Below are 20,186 nucleotides of genomic sequence, written 5' to 3'. Positions count from 1 at the left end.
AAAAAACACAACCTTAATTATTTGAGTTAACGAAACAGTGCCGACATAAAAATTTATTATTTTTTTACAATCAGTTATCTAACTATATTTATAAGCTGTCAAAAATAAATTGATTAATTGTCAGTCAAACTAGCTAAATTTATTCAAAATTTGAGTTGACTGTATTTTTAAATTAAACTAGCTTAATGTAAGCGCTTTCAAAATTTTTCGGATGTAGTGCTCCGATTTTTTTTGACCGAACATGTAAGCGCTTACAAGTAATCATTACATTATAAAAATGATATAAAAATGAAAATCGAGGGAAATCTGATGACGTATAACAAGTTTAACAAAACAAAGTTGGCGACTAGCCTATCTTTGATTTTGGGGGCTACCGCCGCAGTGCCCGCCTTTGCCCAAGAGCAAAGTGCAGATGCTGAACAACAGGTAGAAATTATCGAAGTACGAGGTATTCGTGGCTCACTTGTACGAGCGATGGATATCAAACGCAGCAGCTCTGGTATTACTGATGCAATCAATGCAGAAGATATTGGTAAATTTCCAGATACTAACCTAGCTGAATCTTTACAACGTATTTCCGGTGTTGCTATTGACCGTGAAAATGGTGAAGGTAGTAAAGTGACTGTTCGTGGTTTTGGCCCTGACAGAAACTTAGTATTATTAAATGGTCGTCAGATGCCGACAACGACAGGTGATCGTTCGTTCGATTTCGCGAATATCGCTTCGGAAATTATCAGTGGTGCCGAAGTACACAAAACCAGTAATGCTACCATTGCTACAGGCGGTATTGGCGCAACAATCAATATTCTTACTCATCGCCCTCTTCAACGTCCTGGCCAAGTTGCAACAATTGGTGTTAAAGCGCTAGACGATACGTCGACAGAAGATGGTAGCGTCACACCTGAAATGTCTGGTATGTACTCAAACACCTTTAACGACGATACCTTTGGCATCTCGATTTCAGGTAGTTATTCAAAGCGTGAAAGTGGTAACCAGCAAGCTGAAGTTGGTACAGGTTGGCGCTCGTTCCCTGCTACTAAAGACCAAGATTGGTCAGGCGCGCCTGGTGCCGATCCTGCATGGGGTGGCGTTCCAAAAGAAAACCAAATTAACCGACCGTTAGGCGCCGATGAAATTTATTCTGTTCCTCAAACCACTATTTACAAATTTGAAGAACAACAACGTGAACGTTTAAACGGTCAGTTAGTGCTGCAATACGCACCAACATCAGATTTTACTGCTACGTTAGACGTAACACATATGCGCAATGAAATTGATCGTCAATATAACGATATTTCCGCATGGTTTACCTTTGCTCCTTCTGAAAACGTTTGGACTGATGGCCCTGTTTCATCACCACTTTATTATTCAGAAGACTACGCTGCCAATGGCATTGGCAACCAAGATTTATCAATGGCAGCTTCTAAGTCAGCTACTAAAGCAGAATCAACATCAGTTGGTTTAAATTTAGCTTGGCAAGTCACTGACAAGTTATGGGTTGAACTTGATCATCACTCATCTGATGCCAAACAAACACCTAATAGCCCGTGGGGTAGTTCAAACACATTATCTACTGCAGGTTTTGTTCGCCAAGCGGCCGCCACTGACTTTACAGGCGACTTACCTATCCTAGCGGTACGTGGCTCATCAGGAGTCTCTGCAGCTGATATGTTGGTAACCGGTTCAGTATTTACTAACGAAGATAACCGCTCAGAAATCGACCAAACTCAATTGAATGCCAAATACGAATTAGACGAATACGGCAGCATTGATTTTGGTGTTGGCTATATGAAAGCGAACAAGCACAATCGCGTTGTTAACGTACAGCGTAACGATTGGGGTGGTGTTGGCGCAGCAGGTGATTTAGCTAATATTGAAGCGGATATTACTGGCGTTCAAAATAAATTTGATGATGTTAGCGGTGGTGACTTTAAAGACCATCCAGATGGTGCAGAGAATTTTGAAATTGTTGATAAGATCATTAAGTTTGATTTTGAAGCACTTCGCGCATTTGCCGCAGCTAACTATACGCCAGCAGACCTAGTTGGCTTAGTGGGCGACTGCGGCAATCAATTCTGTCCATCTTCGGACTATGCAGCTGATACCGATCGTTTTGTTGAAGAAGAAATTACATCGGCCTATTTCCAATATAACTATGAAGGTGAAATTGGCACTATGCCATTTGACCTACATATTGGTGTTCGCTACGAAGAAACGAAAATTAATTCAAAATCAGTGGTGCCAGTTTATAACGGCGCACAATGGGAAGGTGATACTGAAATTGTCTTAACCGGAGACGGCTCTCGTGAATCGCTAAGCAAGAAAGGTAAATATGATCACACCTTACCAAACGTGAACTTTAACCTTGAAGTGACTGATGACTTGATTTTCCGTGCTGCATACAGTGAAACTGTTGGCCGCGCTGGTTATGAACAATTGCAAGGTGGTACTACCGTTGGTACAAACTATAACAAAGGCGGTGGTAGCGGTACTTCGGGTAACCCAGAGCTAGAGCCATTAGAGTCTACTAACTACGACTTATCATTTGAGTGGTATTACGATGACGCCAGCTATGCCTCTATTGGTTACTTTAGAAAAGACGTCACCAACTTCATCACTAATGGTCAAATTCGTAGTACGTTATTTAACATCAATAACCCTATTGATGGTCCTAAATACGATGCTGCGGTTGCCGCGGTTGGTGGTGATGCCGGTCAGCAACGTCAATGGATTTTAGAGAACTTTGGCGATCGTCCAGAAGTATTTATGCGTGACGGCAAGTTAATTATTGAAGGCGTTGCTGAAGATGATTTAGTAGAGTTTCTAATTAACGTACCAGTAAATGACAGCGTTAAAAATGACTTTGACGGCTTTGAATTTGCCATTCAGCACGTCTTTGGTGACACCGGTTTTGGTGCCTTTGCCAACTACACCATGGTTGATGCAGGTGATGACTACAATAACTTATTGTTAGTGGGCGAGTTTGATAATACCGCGTTAATTGGTTCAACCAATGACGGTGTACAAACCGGCATTTCAGACACTGCCAACTTAGTATTGTTCTATGAAAACTATGGTATTTCAGCGCGTTTAGCTTATAACTGGCGTGATGATTATTTAGAAACCGTAGGTAACAATACAGGTGCAAACCCTATTTATGTTGAAGCGTATGACCAAGTTGATTTTAACATCAGCTATGACATTCCAGCATTAGAAGGTTTATCGGTATTCTTCGAAGGTATTAACATTACTAACGAATATCGCCGTAAACATGGTCGTAGTACCACCGAAGTACTTAACGTTACCCAACAAGGTGCTCGTTATAGCTTAGGTGCTCGCTACACCTTCTAATTGTTACTTCAAATATTTATTTGAAACAAGGTAAGTCAAGGCCGTAGCATCTGTTACGGCCTTTTATAAATTAGTTATGAAAGCATTTAATGTTGTCGTTGATTACACTATTCAATCTAGCTAAAACAGGTTACTCCCCCCGTTTAATTTGTGTAGATAGATACCGATAAAGTCGATATAGTCAGGTCACTAGATTAAATGCTTTCATAACTATTTTTATCAGCGCAATGAAGTATATGCAGCAAGAAATTAAACATATTGTTATTGTTGGTGGCGGTTCTGCCGGCTGGCTAACAGCAGGAATCATTGCTGCAAAACATTGTTCTAATGCCCCTGATTCAGTCAAAGTTACCTTGATTGAGTCGCCCAATATTGCCACGGTCGGCGTAGGCGAAGGTACTTGGCCTTCAATGCGCAGCACCTTACATGCAATGGGCATTTCTGAAGCAGAATTTATCATTGAATGTGATGCCAGCTTTAAACAAGCCTCTAAGTTTGAAAACTGGATTACAGGCCAGCAAGACAGCTATTATCACCCTTTTACGCAACCCACTGGCTTTTTCGAAATAAATATCGCCAATTATTGGGCGAACTTAAAAAATGAAGCTGAGCTTTCATTTGCAGATGCCACCACGCCACAAAGCCATATTTGTCAGCTAGGCTTAGCCCCTAAGCAAAGTACAACGCCTGAATATTCGTTTATTAATAACTATGGCTATCATTTAGATGCTGGAAAATTTGGCGCATTTTTGCAAAAGCACTGCACCAAAACGTTAGGCGTTCACCATATTCTTGATGATGTAATTAAGATTAATAACGCCGAAAATACCGATATTTCCTCATTAACTACCGCCAAACATGGTGAGCTAACAGGCGACTTATTTATTGACTGTACTGGCTTTAAATCACTGTTATTAGGCGAGCATTACGGTGTTGGGTTCAACGACGTTGATCATATTTTATTTAACGATCGAGCGCTTGCCGTACAAGTGCCTTATCAAGATGCCGACAGTGCAATAGCTTCTCATACCATTTCAAATGCCCAAGACAGTGGCTGGATATGGGACATTGGCCTGCAATCACGACGCGGTGTCGGTCATGTCTATTCAAGCCAGCACACCAGTGATGAGCAAGCACAACAAGCGCTGGCAAACTATATTGAAAAAACTAGCCATTTAAGCGCGGAATTAATCACTGATAATCTAGATTTTCGCGCCATTCGCATTCGACCAGGTTATCGTGAAAAGTTCTGGCAAAATAACTGTGTCGCCATCGGCATGTCAGCAGGCTTTATTGAACCATTAGAAGCATCAGCACTAGCGCTGATTGAGCTGTCAGCGAAAATGGTGGCAGAGCAATTGCCAGCAAATCGCGCAGTGATGAATATTACCGCCAAACGTTTTAACCAAAAATTTAATCATCGCTGGCAACGTATTATCGAGTTTTTAAAACTGCACTATGTGCTGTCAAAACGGCAAGACAGCGACTATTGGCTTGATAATAAACGCAATGCGTCAATACCTGAACATTTACAAGAATTACTGAGCTTGTGGCAATATCAAACGCCTTATCATTTCGATAGCCATTACACAGAAGAGCTGTTTCCAGCAGCTAGCTTTCAGTTTGTCTTATATGGCATGGGGTTTACCACGCAAGTGCCACCGCACTTGGTGAATCAACAGCAACAACATAGCGCTCGACAGTACTTAAATGAAAACGCTAGGCAAACCCAGCAGATGATAAAAGCGTTAGAGTCAAACCGAGCGGTAATCAATAAAATCAAAGAATTTGGCTTAGCTAGAAGACAGTAACAAAACGAAAATAGCTAATAATAACTAAGATAAATTAAGGCTAAGTTTAACTATATTTTACGGGGGAACACACAATGAATCATGCACTAGTTAATAACGTCGAACATAAAGACCTGCGCATAATCACCAAACGCAGCGCAGAACTAGGCGACAATCTTTGGTACGCATTAACTTTTCCACAAGAGTTTCGCAGCGCGCAAATTCACTATCCGTTATTCTTCACTAAAGATGCTAGCACGGGCGAGTTTGCGGCAGTGGCATTATTTGGTTTTAAAGAGAACGAAAACCTATTTTTAGATGAAAATGGCTGGCACGCTTCTTATATTCCTGCATCTGTATTGCGTCATCCATTTTTAATCGCTACACAAACGGTTACCGAAAATGGCGAAGAAAAACAAAACCGCATGCTAAGTATTGATCTGGACAGCCCAAGAATCAGTAAAGAACAAGGCGAGCCGCTATTTTTACCATTTGGTGGCAACTCTGATTATCTTGATCGAACAGCCAGCATGTTAGAAGCACTACATTTAGGCGCAACAGATGGCGTAAAATTTTGTCAACAAATGGCAGAGTTAGCATTAATTGAACCTTGCTCCTTAGATATCAAGTTAGATAACGGACAAGAACACCAAATGATTGGTTTTTATACCATTAATGAAGATAAGTTTAATGCCTTGCCAATTGATACCATAGAATCGCTAAGGGCAACGGGTTATTTGCAAGCCATTTATATGATGTTGGCCTCACAAGGTAATATTCGCACCTTACTACGTGAAAAAAATAAGCGCGTCGCCTTAGCAACAAATCAATAACTTTTTAAACGGCAACTACTTAACGGCAAGCACCTAACCGCATAGAATTAACGGCAATCAAAATGTTAAATATTACTAACACCACCCAAACAGTTACCGGTATTTCTCCCAATGAAATACCTGACTGGGTATTTAGTTCAAAAACACCATTAGTGCTTAAAGGTTTTGCCAGCGACTGGCCGATTGTTCAGGCCGCGCAAACCTCCAACTATGCGGCTTGTGACTACTTACGCCAATTTTATAATCAACAGCCAGTTAATGCCTGTTTAGGTGCTCCCGAAAATAACGGTAGAGTATTTTATAATCAACAAGTAACAGGCTTTAACTATCAAGCATCTAAAGCGGATTTAAACTTAGTACTTGATAAACTGCTGGCGCACCAGCAAGACCCGAAACCGCCCACGTTATATGTTGCCTCAACCGAAGTGGGGAGTTTTTTACCGGGCTTTAAAGCTGAGCATACAACCAGCATTGATCAATATCGCCCAATAGCCAGCATATGGATTGGTAATCAAAGTAAAATTGCCGCCCATTATGACTTTCCCCATAACTTAGCGATATCTGTGGTTGGTAAACGTCGATTTACTTTGTTTCCCCCTGATCAAGTTGCCAATTTATATCCAGGGCCGATGGAGTTTGCCCCAGGTGGTCAAGATATCTCGATGGTCGATTTTGATAATCCAGACTTTGAAAAATTTCCAAAGTTTGAGCATGCTATCGCCAGTGCTGAAGTTGCCGAGCTCGATACTGGCGATGCCCTGTACTTGCCAAGTATGTGGTGGCATCACGTTGAAGGGCTTACATCATTGAATGTGCTGCTCACCCATTGGTGGCGCGATACACCGTCATTTTTAGGTCGACCGAACAATGCCCTACTCCATGCGATGTTAAGCCTTCGAAACTTGCCTAAAGCGCAACGCCAAGCGTGGCAGGCAATATTTAACCATTATATTTTTGAGCATGATGAGGCCAGTCTCGAACATTTGCCTGAACATGCTCAAGGCGCACAACAAAAGCCAATTGACGAACTGACTGCCAGACGCATTCGCGCTGAACTAATAGAGAAATTAAAACGATGAACGCTACTCCCAACAATACGCCCAATGATGTGCCTAACAACATGCCTGTTAAAAAAGTAGTGATTGCCGGAGGCGGAACTGCCGGTTGGATGGCTGCCGCTTCGTTCAGTAAATTACTGGGTAAAACCATTGAAGTGGTATTAGTTGAATCTGACGATATTCCGACAGTGGGTGTTGGTGAAGCGACTATTCCAACATTGCATATTTTTCATCAATTATTGGGCATAAATGAAGCGGAATTTATGGCAGCAACCAATGCTACCTTTAAGCTTGGCATTTCATTTGAAAACTGGCGCGATGTAAATAAAGATTACATCCACTCATTTGGTTATTTAGGCCAAGATTGCTGGGCTTGTGGCTTTCAGCACTTTTGGTTAAAAGGCTTACAACGAGGTATTGTTTCAGAAATTGGTGATTATTGCCCGGAGCATTTAGCCTGTCGCGAAGGTCGTTTTGCTGTACTCGCCAATCAAGACTTAAACCATGCCTATCACCTTGATGCCGGACTTTACGCCAAATATTTACAAAATATCGCTTATAAATTTGGCTGTCAGCGCGTAGAAGGCAAAATTGAGCAGGTTGAATTAAATCCAGCCAATGGCTATATCAAAGCATTAAAGCTGGCCAATGGCAAAGTGGTTGAAGGCGACTTATTTATCGATTGTACTGGCTTTAGAGGCTTGCTGATCGAAGAAGCCTTGCATACTGGATATGATGATTGGAGCCATTATTTACCTTGTGACAGTGCGGTTGCCGTGCAAACAACCTCTGTCGAAACACCCGTGCCTTATACTCGCTCAATTGCCCGAGATGCGGGCTGGCAATGGCGTATTCCACTGCAAAACCGCACAGGTAATGGCTTAGTGTTTTGCAGTAAATACATGACTGATGAGCAAGCGATTGAAACCTTGCTGGCCAATATTGAAGGTGAGCCAATTAATCAACCGCGGGTGATTAAGTATAAAACCGGTGCACGGCGCAAACACTGGAATAAAAACTGTATAGCGGTAGGGCTAGCTTCTGGGTTTATTGAGCCGCTTGAATCTACCGGCATTCATTTATTCCAAAAAGCCGTGGTTAGGCTAATGCAATTGTTTCCCCATACGGGTATTAATCAATCAGATGTTGATGAATACAATCAGCAAACCAAATTAGAAGCTGACAATATTCGCGATTTCATTATCTTGCATTACCACTTAACCGATCGTCGTGATACGCCATTTTGGCGCCATTGTGCCACTATGCCGATTCCTGATTCTCTAGCACATCGCATGAAGCTATTTGCTGATTCTGGCCGAGTATTTAAAAAAGCCGACGATCTATTTGGCGAAACATCTTGGGTACAAGTAATGTTAGGTCAAGGCTTAATGCCTAAGCAATATCACCCGATTGTCGATATGATGAGTGATGAAGAGCTGGAAAACTTTTTAAATAAAATTAAAAACGGCGTTCAGAAAAAAGTGATGAGCTGGCCTAACCATGTCGACTTTATTCGTCATTATTGTCAGTCCAGTAATGGCCAATCAAGCGCCGTTAACCCAATAAGCGCCAGCCAAGCAAGTGCAGCCAACCAAGCATAAAAGGTTTAGGCACTATGCTTGAGGTTAATCAGCAGTTTACGCCTATGGTAAAAACCATAGGCCATGAACAACCCCCCATCATCGTTATTGATGACTTTGTGCTAAATCTTGATGCAGCCCAACAATTGGCTGAAAGCGCGTCATTTAATCAAGATCCAAACTCATACTACCCAGCTGTGCGCAGCCAGCTGCCCAATCAATACATTATCGATAGTTTACGGGCAGTCTATCAAGGGATTTATAAAATTTATCAAATTCCTCGCACGTTCAAATTACAGCCGCAACTGGCGTATTTTTCATTAATTAATCAGCCAGCAAACACGTTAAGCTTTTTGCAGCGCTTTCCCCATTTTGACACACCACGGCCGTTTTATTTCGCGGTTTTACACTACGTTAATGATCAGCCACATGGCGGCACTGGTTTTTTTCGCCACAGATCAACCCAGTTCGAACGCATTAATGAGCAACGAGTTGATGGCTATATGGAAAAGTGTAATCAAGAAATTGCCGAGCTTGGCGAACCGGCTCCCGCTTATCATATTGACAACTCTGAGATGTATGAACTTTATGAAGTGGTGGATTACAAACCCAACCGCCTGGTTATCTACCCAGGCAATTTATTACATTCAACCATAGTCAATGAAGCCACCGACATTGATGATAATCCCAAAACTGGTCGCGTAACCGCGAATATGTTTGTTGAATTTGTTTGTTAGCTTACTTTTAAACACTATCATTTCTTATCGGTTTATAGTTATTGAAATGATAAATACTTTCAGACGTAGTGTATTATTCTTGTTATATTGTCGGTGTGCCGACAGCACGTAAGAGGGAAAAACGCTTGTTCCCCTCTTACACATTTTGGCAACTGCTCCTGCGTTGCTCTATCACTAACATCCATATAGGCGCCCTCAGCGCCCAAATTCAGTGAAGACGTTGATACAATAAGCGAGCTTTATTGATATACCTGGTGATGACACTTCCTTGAATCAGCATCAGCGTTCGACATCTTGTTTCACGTATCAATTCGCTCTCTCTTATCTTAATCAGCTCACTTCAATGGGAAGATTCCTCACCCGCTACCATAAACTAAATTGTTTAATATAAAGAATAGGTAATAAAACTGGTAATCTGGATTACAGGTATTTTTGTAAAGCGCTACAAAGCAAATAACAAAGCAAAAAAAAGAGACCTAATTATTAGATCTCTTTTTTAAGCATCCTTTTTACCGGAAATTACTATTGGCAGCTAATCGCCTTCGCATCAGTTTGCTCAGGCGTTAACTTGATATCGGCAACACTCAGTGACAACTTGCCTTTTGACGCTATCTCAAACGGGATCACGGTATCTGTCATTTTCATACCGCGTTCACTAAAACAAGATAAATCAACCGAAAGCGTTTGCCAGCTATTTAATGGCAACTGGTTAAGCGTGTCGGTAATATCTAAACTTACGCCACAGCCAGTTTCACCTTCACCATTACAGCGCATTGTAAGCGTCACAACATCCGTTGGCTTTTCACTCACATTCATCATAAAGTTAAGTGCAGAGCCATTTTCTAAACTCGAGATTAAATCTTCTCTAAAATGACTTTTACTGGCGATGCGAATACCGGCAAGTTCGCTGCCATTAAGCGTAATTTTACGAGCATCTTCTTGCACTTCTTTATCAACAGTACGATAAGTTAACGCGCCAATTGAGTGACTATTTGAATTAACTTCAAACTGCTCATCACCTGAAAATAGCCATAGTAACCAAGGCTTTTGCATTGAACCGGTAAAGATATTTTTCGTTAAATTTTGCTCATCAGCGCGATTGACTACTTCATTAAGCGTATTTGATAACGTTGATGTCTCGCCATATTGTAAGCCAAATCCATATGGCAGCAGCGGATCATAGTGTTGATCATGACGATTAACCACCGCTTGCTCGGGTGATTTAGGCCACGAGAACGACAATTTACCGACAAAGTCATGCTGCACTTCACCGTTAGCGGTTTGTAAAATGACATCAGCTACGCCATTACCTTCTGAACCTGGTAACCAAATTGCGGCAAAAGCATCTGAGGCATTAAGCTCGGCGTTTACCCACATTGGTCGGCCACTAATAAATAATGCCACTACCGGAATACCTTGGTCTTTAAACGATTTAAGTAACGCTAAATCATGTTTTTCGCCACGTTGATATTCTAAATCTTCACGATCGCCATGACCTTCTGCGTAAGGCTCTTCACCAAATACCACAACCGCGACATCTGGTTTTTGCTCAAAGCTACCATCAACACTTAAGGTTACTTGACCACCTGCGGCATTAACTTGCTCTGCAATACCGTCATAAATTGAACTGCCACCAGGGAATTCTTCATTGGTATTGCCTGTGCCCTGCCAGGTAATGGTCCAGCCGCCCGATTGCTTACCAATATTATCAGCACCGTCACCTGCCACTAAAATATGCTGCTTAGGGGATAAAGGCAGTAAGTTATTATTGTTTTTCAATAAAACAAGCGATTCACGCACCGCTTGTCGCGCAACTGCACGATGATCAGCAGCACCAATTAGCTCAGTTTTACCGGAAAATGGGCGCTGTGCTGGACTTGGTTTAGTAAATAAACCCGCTCGGAATTTCACTCGTAAAATACGTCTAACCGCATCGTCAATTCGTGCTTGGCTGATTTCACCAGCGTTAACTTGCGCGATAGTGTTTTCATATAATGGCTTCCATGCTTTGGTTGGCACCATAAACACATCTAGTCCAGCATTCACCGCTTGCGGGCAGCTTTCATTGCTACAACCAGCTACTTGGCCATGACCGTTCCAGTCACCAACAACAAAGCCATCAAAACCCATGCGATCTTTTAGCACATCATTTAATAGGTATTTATTGCCATGCACTTTATCGCCATGCCAACTGTTAAATGATGCCATCACTGACTGAGCGCCAGCCGTTAGCCCGCCAACATAACCTTGTGCGTGAATATCAAATAACTCTTGTTCAGACGCTAAGTTATCGCCTTGGTCGTCACCACCTTCAGTGCCACCATCGCCAATAAAGTGTTTTACTGTGCTGATCACGCGATTATCAGCTAAAAAGTCTTGGTCAGCATGACCTTGCAAACCTCTAACAATAGCGGCAGCATAATCACGAACGATATCGGGATCTTCAGAGTAGCCTTCATAAGTGCGACCCCAGCGATCATCTCTCACCACCGCCACTGTTGGTGCAAATACCCAGTCAATGCCCGTCACCATCACTTCAGTCGCGGTTATCTGTGCAATTTTTTCAATTAACGCCGGATTATTTGCCGCACCTAACCCAATATTATGAGGAAATAAGGTGGCGCCAATCACATTGTTATGGCCATGTACGGCATCAGTTCCCCACATAGTCGGGATCGCCATACCATCAAGGCTGTCATCGATTGACGCTTGATACATGGCTTCTGCTAAATTAATCCAATCTTGTGGCGTTGAATGTTTATTATTATTCGGGAATGCGCCACCACCATTTAAATACGAACCAAAGCCATATTTACGCATATCTTCCACGGTAATATCACGAATTTCCGGCTGGATCATTTGCGCGACTTTCTGCTCTAAGGTCATTTTTGCCAGTAATGTCTCCACTTTCGCTTCGATGTCAGCATCTGGTTTCACTTCAATATTAAGTTGTGGCCAAATACTAACATCGCGCGCGGCTTTGTCTTTATTAGCGCCAGCATTTGACTGTTCAATTGCCATTGCTTCTTTTGAGGTAGACGCATTATTTGCAGAATCAGTTGAAGCGGGTTTATTACAACCCACTAAGACCAGTGCAACACTTATTGAGGCGATAGATAATTTAAACGATTTTTTCATGATAAATTCCTTACACTGACTTTATTGGCTGAGGCTTTGAGCCGTTTAATCCGTAAAACACAATAAAGCAGTAACAAACAATTGGCAGGACAAAAGATAACTGCACACCTGCGGCATCGGCGATAAAGCCCTGAATCAATGGCACAATAGCGCCACCAACTATGGCAAGACATAATAAACCTGAGCCTTGTGAGGTATGTGGTCCTAAACCTGTAATAGCTAAACTAAAGATGGTTGGGAACATAATTGAATTACATAAACCCACTAACAAAATTGCCCACATCGCCATTTGACCTGTAGCGACAATAGCAATAGTGATTAAGACAATGGCGCATGCAGCATTAAACGCCAGCACTTTACCGGCCGCGATTTTTTGCATAACGCCAGCACCTATAAAGCGGCCGACCATAGCACCGCCCCAGTAGTAGGCTAAATATTTCCCAGCTTGTGCTTCTTCCAGCCCAGCAATATGTTCTTCACCAAAAAAGCTCACCAAAAAGCTGCCAATTGCCACTTCTGCACCGACATAAACAAAAATCCCCACAGCACCAAGTACTAAGTGACGATATTGCCAAGCACTACCAGTAATCGATACTTCATCATGCTCATGGGTATGTTCCATATTTGGCAGTTTTAATAACGCAAATATCGCTGCCAAGATCAATAACATCGCTGCCAATAACACATAAGGCATTTGCACTGATTGCGCTTCAGCTGCCGCGCTCATACCAGATGCTGCTTGATCCAAAATTAAGTAGGCACCGAAAAATGGCGCAACGGTAGTACCTAATGAATTAAACGCTTGGGTTAGGGTTAAACGTGAAGATGCTGTCGCTGGGTCGCCTAAAATACTGACATAAGGATTAGCAGAAACTTGTAATAACGTAATACCGCTAGCCAGAATAAACAGTGCCATTAGGAAAATATTATAACTTTGCATGGCTGCAGCAGGGTAAAAACATAAGCAACCCACTGCGGCAATAACAAGTCCCAGCACTATGCCTTTTTGAAAACCTAGTTTTTTAACAATGGCACCAGAGGGCACAGACACTAAAAAGTATGCACCAAAGAAACAAAACTGAATCAGCATTGCTTGGCTATAGCTTAAGTTAAACACCCCTTTTAGGTGTGGAATTAAAATGTCATTTAAGCAGGTAATAAAGCCCCACATAAAAAACAATGACGTTAGTGAAGTAAGGGCGAATCGGTAATTACCCGAGCCATGATTGCCCCCGCTCACCAAATTTTCTGAGCTAACTTGGTTTGCAGAGCTAACTGTTGCGTTTGCCATTTGGTTTAACCTTTTATCGTTATAGTAATAAATCGGCGATAATTGATAACTGACTTCACGGTATTCTTCCGTTACACACTAAAACTTATCCCCCAAGCTTTAGGTTTTAGCAATCGAATTAAAGCTATTGATCTTTTTTGAGTTAAGCACTACTCTATCAAAAATGTAAGCGCTTTCACTTTTTATTTAACCCCAAGTTTAGTTTTTTTTCAAACAATTTGTAAGCGCTTTCAAAAAACAATAAACACTCAATCGGTAAAAAGTGTGCGAGACTCTACTCGGATAAAGGACAGTTACTAATGATGTATTCATTGCCAAAAGATTCAGCAATGCGATCTAAAGACTTCACCTATGGCGTTGCTACGGCTTCTTTTCAAATTGAAGGTGGTATTGAGCACCGCCTACCTTGTATCTGGGATACGTTTTGCAATACCCCTGGTAAGATTGCCGACAATTCCAATGGCGACTTCGCTTGTGATCACTTCCACCGCTGGCGCGAGGACATTGAGTTAATCGAATCACTTGGTGTCGACGCCTACCGCCTATCTATTTCTTGGCCGCGTGTTATTAATAAAGACGGTTCATTAAATAACGATGGTGTTCTGTTTTATATTGATATTCTTGATGAATTAAATAACAAAAATATCAAACCTTATGTCACGCTATATCATTGGGATTTACCGCAACACCATGAAGATAATGGTGGCTGGCTGAATCGAGAAACAGCATACCACTTTGCCCACTATGTTGACTTGATCAGTCAGGCATTCGGCAAGCGCGTATTTTCATATGCCACGTTAAATGAACCTTTTTGTAGCGCCTATTTAGGTTATGAGGCGGGCATTCATGCGCCAGGAAAAACCGGCAAAGAAAATGGCAAGAAAGCGGCTCATCATTTATTGCTCGGTCACGGCCTTGCCATGCTTAAATTACAAGAAAACGCACCGCATGCGCAAAATGGCATTGTCTTGAATTTTACCCCTGCCTACCCCGCATCAGAAAGTGACGAAGATATCGCGGCAACGGCGTTTGCTGATGATTACTTTAACCAATGGTACATAAAACCAATTTTTGATAAAGCTTACCCTGAAATTTTAAGTCAACTACCCGCAGAGCATCGCCCTGATATTCATGAAGGTGATATGGAGATAATTGCCACGCCAATTGACTTTCTTGGCATTAATTTCTATACCCGAGCGATTTATCGCGCTGATCAGCAAGAAATTTTTGAACAATTACCACCGCCTGCGCCACTAACCGATATTGGTTGGGAAATTTATCCAAGTGCTTTTACTGAGCTACTTACTCGACTTAATTCGCTATATGATTTGCCGCCAATTTTCATCACAGAAAATGGCGCAGCGATGGCAGATAAGCTCGAAGATGGTCAAGTCAACGATATTGATCGCGTCGAGTATTACCAACAACATTTACTGGCCGTAAATGACGCGATTGAACAAGGGGTTAATATCCAAGGTTATTTTGCCTGGAGTTTAATGGATAACTTTGAATGGGCCGAAGGTTACTTAAAACGCTTTGGTATAGTTTATGTTGATTATGACAGCCAAAAGCGCACAATAAAGCAAAGCGGATTAGCATATCGCGATATGATCACCGCTCGATGATTATCGCAAAACAATACAGCTAAAAAAATTTATAATAACAAGTAGCTCATTATGATAAGTGTAAAAGAAAAAATCGCCTACGGCCTTGGGGACACCGCCAGCAACATCATTTTCCAAACGGTAATGATGTTCTTAATGTTGTATTACACGGACGTGGTTGGTCTTTCACCCGCCGTAGTTGGTACCATGTTCTTAGTGGTGCGGATATTTGATGCAGTCACCGACCCACTTATGGGCACCATTGCCGATAGAACTCATACGAAGTGGGGACATTTTCGCCCCTACCTACTATGGCTTGCCCTACCATTTGCGCTTATTTCCATTTTGGCGTTCACCACGCCTGAGCTTACCGGCACTAGCAAAATTGTTTATGCCTTTAGCACTTATACCTTACTTATGGTGGCCTACACTGCCATCAACATTCCTTATTGTGCGCTTGGCGGCGTATTAACCGCAGATGCTAAAGAGCGTGTCACGGTTCAGTCATATCGTTTTGTTTTTGGCATGCTAGGTGGCGTCATTGTCGCGGCTTGTACTATGCCGTTAGTCGAGTTTTTCGGTCAGGGTGATAAAGCCAAGGGCTATCAATATACAATGATCGCCATGAGCAGTTTAGGCTTTATCATGTTTATCTTGTGCTTTTTAGGTACGAAAGAACGCATTGAGCAACCTAAATCACAGCAAGTTTCATTTATTGATAGTGCAAAATCGCTCTGGCAAAACGACCAATGGCGTATTTTATGTATTGCCGCACTGTTTCTATTAACAGGCCAAGTACTAAGATTTACCTTGGCGGTTTACTATGTGAAGTACTTCTTAGGACGCGAAGATTTAATCACCTCGTTTATGACCGCTGGTGTAGTAGCGAGCATGATAGGCTGCGCAATTGCACAGCCGCTGGCTAAACGCGTATGTAAAATCAAAGCCTATATTTGGTTACAAGCCCTATCGGCCAGTATTTGTGTACTCAGCGTGTTTATTGAAAGTGATCAACTAGTCTTAGCGTTTGTAGCCTTTATTTTTTGGAAATTTTTCCTTGATATGGCAACGCCACTACTCTGGGCCAAAATGGCAGACACTATCGATTACGGCCATGAAAAAACCGGCGTTCGTATTACTGGCTTAGTCTACTCTGGCGTGATTTTCTTTATTAAAATGGGCGTGGCATTTGGTGGCGCTATTGCCGGTTGGTTATTAGCATTTTATAACTACCAAGCAGATATGGCGCAATCGGAAGCGACCAAACAAGGCATTTTGCTTTCGTTTACTGTGTTCCCTGCTGTTGGCTCTTTCCTTGTGGCATTGGTGATGACCAAATACACACTGACCCATGATAAGTTAGATGCCATTCAAAATAAGCTAAAAGTAACAGCTAGTTAAACCACTATGACTACGTTATTATTTCGCCACGACTTATTTAGGATACTCTAAACTTTATGGCAACGATTTACGAAGTGTCTAAACTTGCTGGCGTTTCTCTTGCTACGGTTTCACGGGTGATGAATAAAAACGCCCGTGTTAGCGACAAAACTAAACAAAAAGTTGAAGACGCGATGAAGGCGCTGGGTTATCGCCCTAATTCAATCGCGCAATCATTAGCTTCAAGCCGCTCTAACAGTGTTGGCTTGCTGGTATCTGAGCTTCATGGCCCTTTTTTCGGTCAAATGATGGCGGCAATCGAAGCTGAGCTTAGAGCTGCTGGTAAGCATGTCATCATCACCACAGGTCACTCTGAAGAAGATAAAGAAAAGGACGCTATTGAGTTTCTAATTGGCCGTAACTGTGATGCGATTATCGCGCATGTTGAAGCCGTTACCGATGACTACCTAATAGAAATGAACAAGGGTAAAATCCCTATTTATTTGATGAGTCGTTTTGTTAAAGGCCTTGAAGATAAGTGTATTAGTTTAGACAATGAAATTGGCGGCTACATTGCCACCAAAGAGCTTATCCGTTTAGGCCATCAAGATATTGCTTATATCGCTGGCCCACAGTTCAAAGCCGATGCCAGTAACCGCCTACTTGGTCATAAACGCGCGTTAGCCGAGCACAATATCGATTTCAATCCTGACTTACTTTATATCAGTGACTTTAAAGAAACGGGTGGCTCTGAAGGCCTTAAACACTTTATTGATCATAATTATCAATTTAGCGCCTTAGTTTGCGCTAATGATGAAATGGCATCAGGTGCCATGAAATACGCCAGAGAGCATGGTTACAACCTGCCAAAAGATTTATCAATTATCGGCTTTGATAACGTGATTTTTGCCAATTATTTGTATCCTACGCTAACAACGGTCAACAACCCGATAGATGATATGGGGCATATGGCAGCAAAGTTGGTACTAAAACAAATTTATAATAAGAAAAATATTGAAATCAACCAGGTGTTTGAGCCGACCGTGATCAGCCGCCACTCAGTCGCCCATCGTTCAATTTAATCTAACAACGCAATTTAATCTAACAAAGCAGTTTTAATAAGCCGGCGAAATAGGGCTAGGGGTTTTGCTGGTAAATTGCCTTGATTTGTATGTCAATTGGTCAGCGAATGTAAAACTTCATGTCACCTTAATAACAGTGTTGAATTTTACATTGTTTTATTTTCAATTACTTAGCGTTGAACTGCTAGTTATTTACGACGGAGTTTTTTACATCCCGTCGCCTTGCATTAACAACTTTTTTCACCAAACCAGTCACTATTAACTTGTACGCACTTACTCGTACAGTTAAATCAAATGGAGATGGAACAATGAACAAAGTTAATAAATCAAGCATTCTAGTGGCAACTGGCGTAGCACTTTCTCTAGCTAGCTCAGCAAGCATGGCGTTAGATCGTCAGGTTGAAGTTGCCTTAGTCAAAGTATGTAAAGCTGCCGCCAGCGATGTACCAATTCGCATGAAAAATGCAATGGATGATTATCATTTAGATACTCGCGATGTAGCGTTAAAAGTAATGTGTAATGGTGACGACATTATCACTTTTGCTGAAAGTCATGGCGCTAATAAAACCGCATCTCGTTTAGAACATAGCATTGGTGGCGTTAGTATTACCGATGTCGCCGCTATCAGTAAAATTAACGTATCGTTTAAAGAATAAAGTCTACCGTTATGCCTCATTTTAGAAAAAAGCGTGTGCTCATTTAGTAGCAGAGCACACCACTTTTCATTTTGAGCTTTACAGTAAGTTTTAAAGCTTTATCACTTACTAACCGCCAACGTCATATTTTTCAATAATACCGCTTAATGCCTGCTGATAATTGCGCCAAGCACCTACTGACTGATTAGAAATTCCACTACGAACTTGTGCTGCACTTGCCGTTGCAACTGGGCTGGTATTGGTTGATAAATTCAAATAGCTTTTTTGCCATGGTTCATCAATAAACTGATAAAGCGCTTGTCCATACTGAGCAGGATCGTTAACAAAAGCTTGATAATTTAACCGGTAAAAATTGTCGGGAAAACGCTGCTGCCAAAACATCATTAACCGGTTAAATGCTTGATAATACTGCGCACAATCATCTAAATCATAACTGTATCGATAAAATGAAAAGTCAGTGGCAAATAACTGGCGATAATTACTAACAATGGTGTCGAGCGGGTCGCGATCTAAACAAATGATCTTGGCATTAGGTAGCGCGGTTAAAATAAAGCCGACATATAAAAAGTTAATGGGCATTTTGTCAATAAATCGCTCAGCCCCATGCGTTAAGGCTTGTGTCCTTGCCAAATATCCTCGCCCGAGTTCCTGCCAATCAAGACCTTGGCATGCGTTAATCGTTTCAACATCTAATAATGCTGAGGATTGCACCTTAGTTTGTTGCTTTAATTGCACAGCGAAATGCTGCATTTCACCGGCAGAAAGAATGTTTGGTGCTTGAGAGATTAACCGCTCCACCACTGTTGTTCCTGTCCTTGGCATGCCGACGATAAATATCGGTTGCTGCGAGTCTTGACTGGTTGCGGTCGATAGTGCTGTTGAGACGGGTGTTGCTTGAAAAAATTGTTCGAGACTGGAAAATATCGCTGCATCAGTAGCGAACTGGTAACCAATTTCAACTTTTTTACGCTGTTTTACTTGCTTAAGTAGCGCAAATGCTTGGCTAAAGTTCTTGTGCTTTTCGCTATGTCTTGCCAATGCGTGAGCTATATAGAGTTGTTGATTCACCTCTCGCTCATTGGTTAACGCATGCTCCAGATAAGCAACTTCTTCAGTAGTTAACCGGTCAAGTGTTGTTATTGCTAAATAGGCTTTTACACAATGCTTATCTTGCTTAATTGCTTGACGATAACATTCAACCGCCTGATTAAACTGGCCACAAAAATTATAAGAAGCGCCAAGGTTAAGATAAAGCTGGGGGTTAATTCGATCAGATGCCGTAAGTTGCTCTGCCTTTACAAAGTAACTGATGGCATTTTGATGTAAGCCCATTTGGCTATAAATCACCCCTAAATCATCACAAAGTTGAGCGGATAAATTAGCGTTATTTGTCGCTTTATCAGCATAATTTTTTGCTTGAACATGATCATGCATAAGCAGGTATTGCTTAGCAATAAACACCGCATATTCTATTTGCTCACTCAGTTGAATAGCCTTAGTCGCTAATTCTATCGCTTTAATGTAATTTCGATGATCACTAGCAATGATTGCCAACAGGTAAAAGGCGCCAGCATGCTGGCGGTCTTTTGACAAAATAGTTAGCAGGCACTGATGTGCCTGCTGATAGGCTTTTTGATTGATTAAACGTTGTGCTTGTTGATAGTAGTCTTCAATCAAAATATTTTT

At 41.7% G+C, this 20,186-nt stretch carries 13 protein-coding genes; 10 read left to right on the top strand and 3 right to left on the bottom strand.

From position 1 onward, the window contains the following. Window positions 1-309: 309 nt before the first annotated feature. The 6 genes from ACOB82_RS16860 (at window position 310) to ACOB82_RS16835 (ending at window position 9,349) form a co-directional block, all read left to right on the top strand. Window positions 310-3,351 carry a TonB-dependent receptor gene (locus ACOB82_RS16860; protein WP_448214166.1) on the top strand — a complete coding sequence of 1,014 codons (3,042 nt, stop codon included), beginning with the start codon at window positions 310-312 and terminating at the stop codon, window positions 3,349-3,351. 236 nt (window positions 3,352-3,587) lie between these two features. Then, a complete protein-coding gene (locus ACOB82_RS16855) occupies window positions 3,588-5,162 on the top strand; it encodes a tryptophan halogenase family protein (RefSeq protein ID WP_448214165.1) in 1,575 nt (524 codons plus the stop codon). Window positions 5,163-5,236: 74 nt separating this feature from the next. After that, complete coding sequence (locus tag ACOB82_RS16850; RefSeq protein WP_448214164.1) at window positions 5,237-5,974, top strand: SapC family protein; 738 nt, start codon at window positions 5,237-5,239, stop codon at window positions 5,972-5,974. A gap of 62 nt (window positions 5,975-6,036) precedes the next feature. Then, a complete protein-coding gene (locus ACOB82_RS16845) occupies window positions 6,037-7,053 on the top strand; it encodes a cupin-like domain-containing protein (RefSeq protein WP_448214163.1) in 1,017 nt (338 codons plus the stop codon). Next, window positions 7,050-8,633: a tryptophan halogenase family protein gene (locus ACOB82_RS16840; protein WP_448214162.1), complete on the top strand. Its 1,584-nt coding sequence runs from the start codon at window positions 7,050-7,052 to the stop codon at window positions 8,631-8,633. Before ACOB82_RS16845 ends, ACOB82_RS16840 begins: the two co-directional genes overlap by 4 nt. Window positions 8,634-8,647: 14 nt before the next feature. Next, on the top strand, window positions 8,648-9,349 hold the full coding sequence (locus ACOB82_RS16835; RefSeq protein ID WP_448214160.1) for a DUF6445 family protein: 702 nt from the start codon (window positions 8,648-8,650) through the stop codon (window positions 9,347-9,349). A gap of 522 nt (window positions 9,350-9,871) precedes the next feature. Here the strand turns inward: ACOB82_RS16835 and ACOB82_RS16830 are convergent. Further along, window positions 9,872-12,487, bottom strand: a complete 2,616-nt coding sequence (locus ACOB82_RS16830; protein ID WP_448214159.1) for a glycoside hydrolase family 3 protein — start codon at window positions 12,485-12,487, stop codon at window positions 9,872-9,874. A 10-nt stretch (window positions 12,488-12,497) separates the two neighbouring features. Then, entirely contained in the window at window positions 12,498-13,778 is a 1,281-nt protein-coding gene (locus tag ACOB82_RS16825) for a sugar MFS transporter (RefSeq protein ID WP_448214158.1), read from the bottom strand. A 299-nt stretch (window positions 13,779-14,077) separates the two neighbouring features. Between ACOB82_RS16825 and ACOB82_RS16820 the strand changes: the two genes are divergently transcribed. The 4 genes from ACOB82_RS16820 (at window position 14,078) to ACOB82_RS16805 (ending at window position 18,500) form a co-directional block, all read left to right on the top strand. Next, entirely contained in the window at window positions 14,078-15,403 is a 1,326-nt protein-coding gene (locus ACOB82_RS16820) for a GH1 family beta-glucosidase (RefSeq protein ID WP_448214157.1), read from the top strand. Window positions 15,404-15,454: 51 nt separating this feature from the next. Then, window positions 15,455-16,783 carry a glycoside-pentoside-hexuronide (GPH):cation symporter gene (locus ACOB82_RS16815; protein WP_448214156.1) on the top strand — a complete coding sequence of 443 codons (1,329 nt, stop codon included), beginning with the start codon at window positions 15,455-15,457 and terminating at the stop codon, window positions 16,781-16,783. A gap of 56 nt (window positions 16,784-16,839) precedes the next feature. Next, entirely contained in the window at window positions 16,840-17,844 is a 1,005-nt protein-coding gene (locus ACOB82_RS16810) for a LacI family DNA-binding transcriptional regulator (protein ID WP_448214155.1), read from the top strand. Window positions 17,845-18,152: 308 nt separating this feature from the next. Beyond that, window positions 18,153-18,500: a DUF3718 domain-containing protein gene (locus ACOB82_RS16805; protein ID WP_448214154.1), complete on the top strand. Its 348-nt coding sequence runs from the start codon at window positions 18,153-18,155 to the stop codon at window positions 18,498-18,500. A gap of 108 nt (window positions 18,501-18,608) precedes the next feature. Here the strand turns inward: ACOB82_RS16805 and ACOB82_RS16800 are convergent, their stop codons facing one another. Then, window positions 18,609-20,177 (bottom strand): tetratricopeptide repeat-containing sulfotransferase family protein, encoded by a 1,569-nt coding sequence (locus tag ACOB82_RS16800; protein WP_448214152.1) that lies wholly within the window; start codon window positions 20,175-20,177, stop codon window positions 18,609-18,611. Between the last annotated feature and the right edge of the window lie 9 nt (window positions 20,178-20,186).

The organism is Colwellia sp. MEBiC06753 (assembly GCF_053470325.1).
This window is presented reverse-complemented; position numbering and strand designations above follow the sequence as displayed.

What these genes read in the sequence shown, in the direction of transcription:
- ACOB82_RS16860 (WP_448214166.1), top strand. Translation starts at nt 310, where the DNA reads ATGACGTATAACAAGTTTAACAAAACAAAGTTGGCGACTAGCCTATCT.
- ACOB82_RS16855 (WP_448214165.1), top strand. Translation starts at nt 3,588, where the DNA reads ATGCAGCAAGAAATTAAACATATTGTTATTGTTGGTGGCGGTTCTGCC.
- ACOB82_RS16850 (WP_448214164.1), top strand. Translation starts at nt 5,237, where the DNA reads ATGAATCATGCACTAGTTAATAACGTCGAACATAAAGACCTGCGCATA.
- ACOB82_RS16845 (WP_448214163.1), top strand. Translation starts at nt 6,037, where the DNA reads ATGTTAAATATTACTAACACCACCCAAACAGTTACCGGTATTTCTCCC.
- ACOB82_RS16840 (WP_448214162.1), top strand. Translation starts at nt 7,050, where the DNA reads ATGAACGCTACTCCCAACAATACGCCCAATGATGTGCCTAACAACATG.
- ACOB82_RS16835 (WP_448214160.1), top strand. Translation starts at nt 8,648, where the DNA reads ATGCTTGAGGTTAATCAGCAGTTTACGCCTATGGTAAAAACCATAGGC.
- ACOB82_RS16830 (WP_448214159.1), bottom strand. Translation starts at nt 12,487, where the DNA reads ATGAAAAAATCGTTTAAATTATCTATCGCCTCAATAAGTGTTGCACTG.
- ACOB82_RS16825 (WP_448214158.1), bottom strand. Translation starts at nt 13,778, where the DNA reads ATGGCAAACGCAACAGTTAGCTCTGCAAACCAAGTTAGCTCAGAAAAT.
- ACOB82_RS16820 (WP_448214157.1), top strand. Translation starts at nt 14,078, where the DNA reads ATGATGTATTCATTGCCAAAAGATTCAGCAATGCGATCTAAAGACTTC.
- ACOB82_RS16815 (WP_448214156.1), top strand. Translation starts at nt 15,455, where the DNA reads ATGATAAGTGTAAAAGAAAAAATCGCCTACGGCCTTGGGGACACCGCC.
- ACOB82_RS16810 (WP_448214155.1), top strand. Translation starts at nt 16,840, where the DNA reads ATGGCAACGATTTACGAAGTGTCTAAACTTGCTGGCGTTTCTCTTGCT.
- ACOB82_RS16805 (WP_448214154.1), top strand. Translation starts at nt 18,153, where the DNA reads ATGAACAAAGTTAATAAATCAAGCATTCTAGTGGCAACTGGCGTAGCA.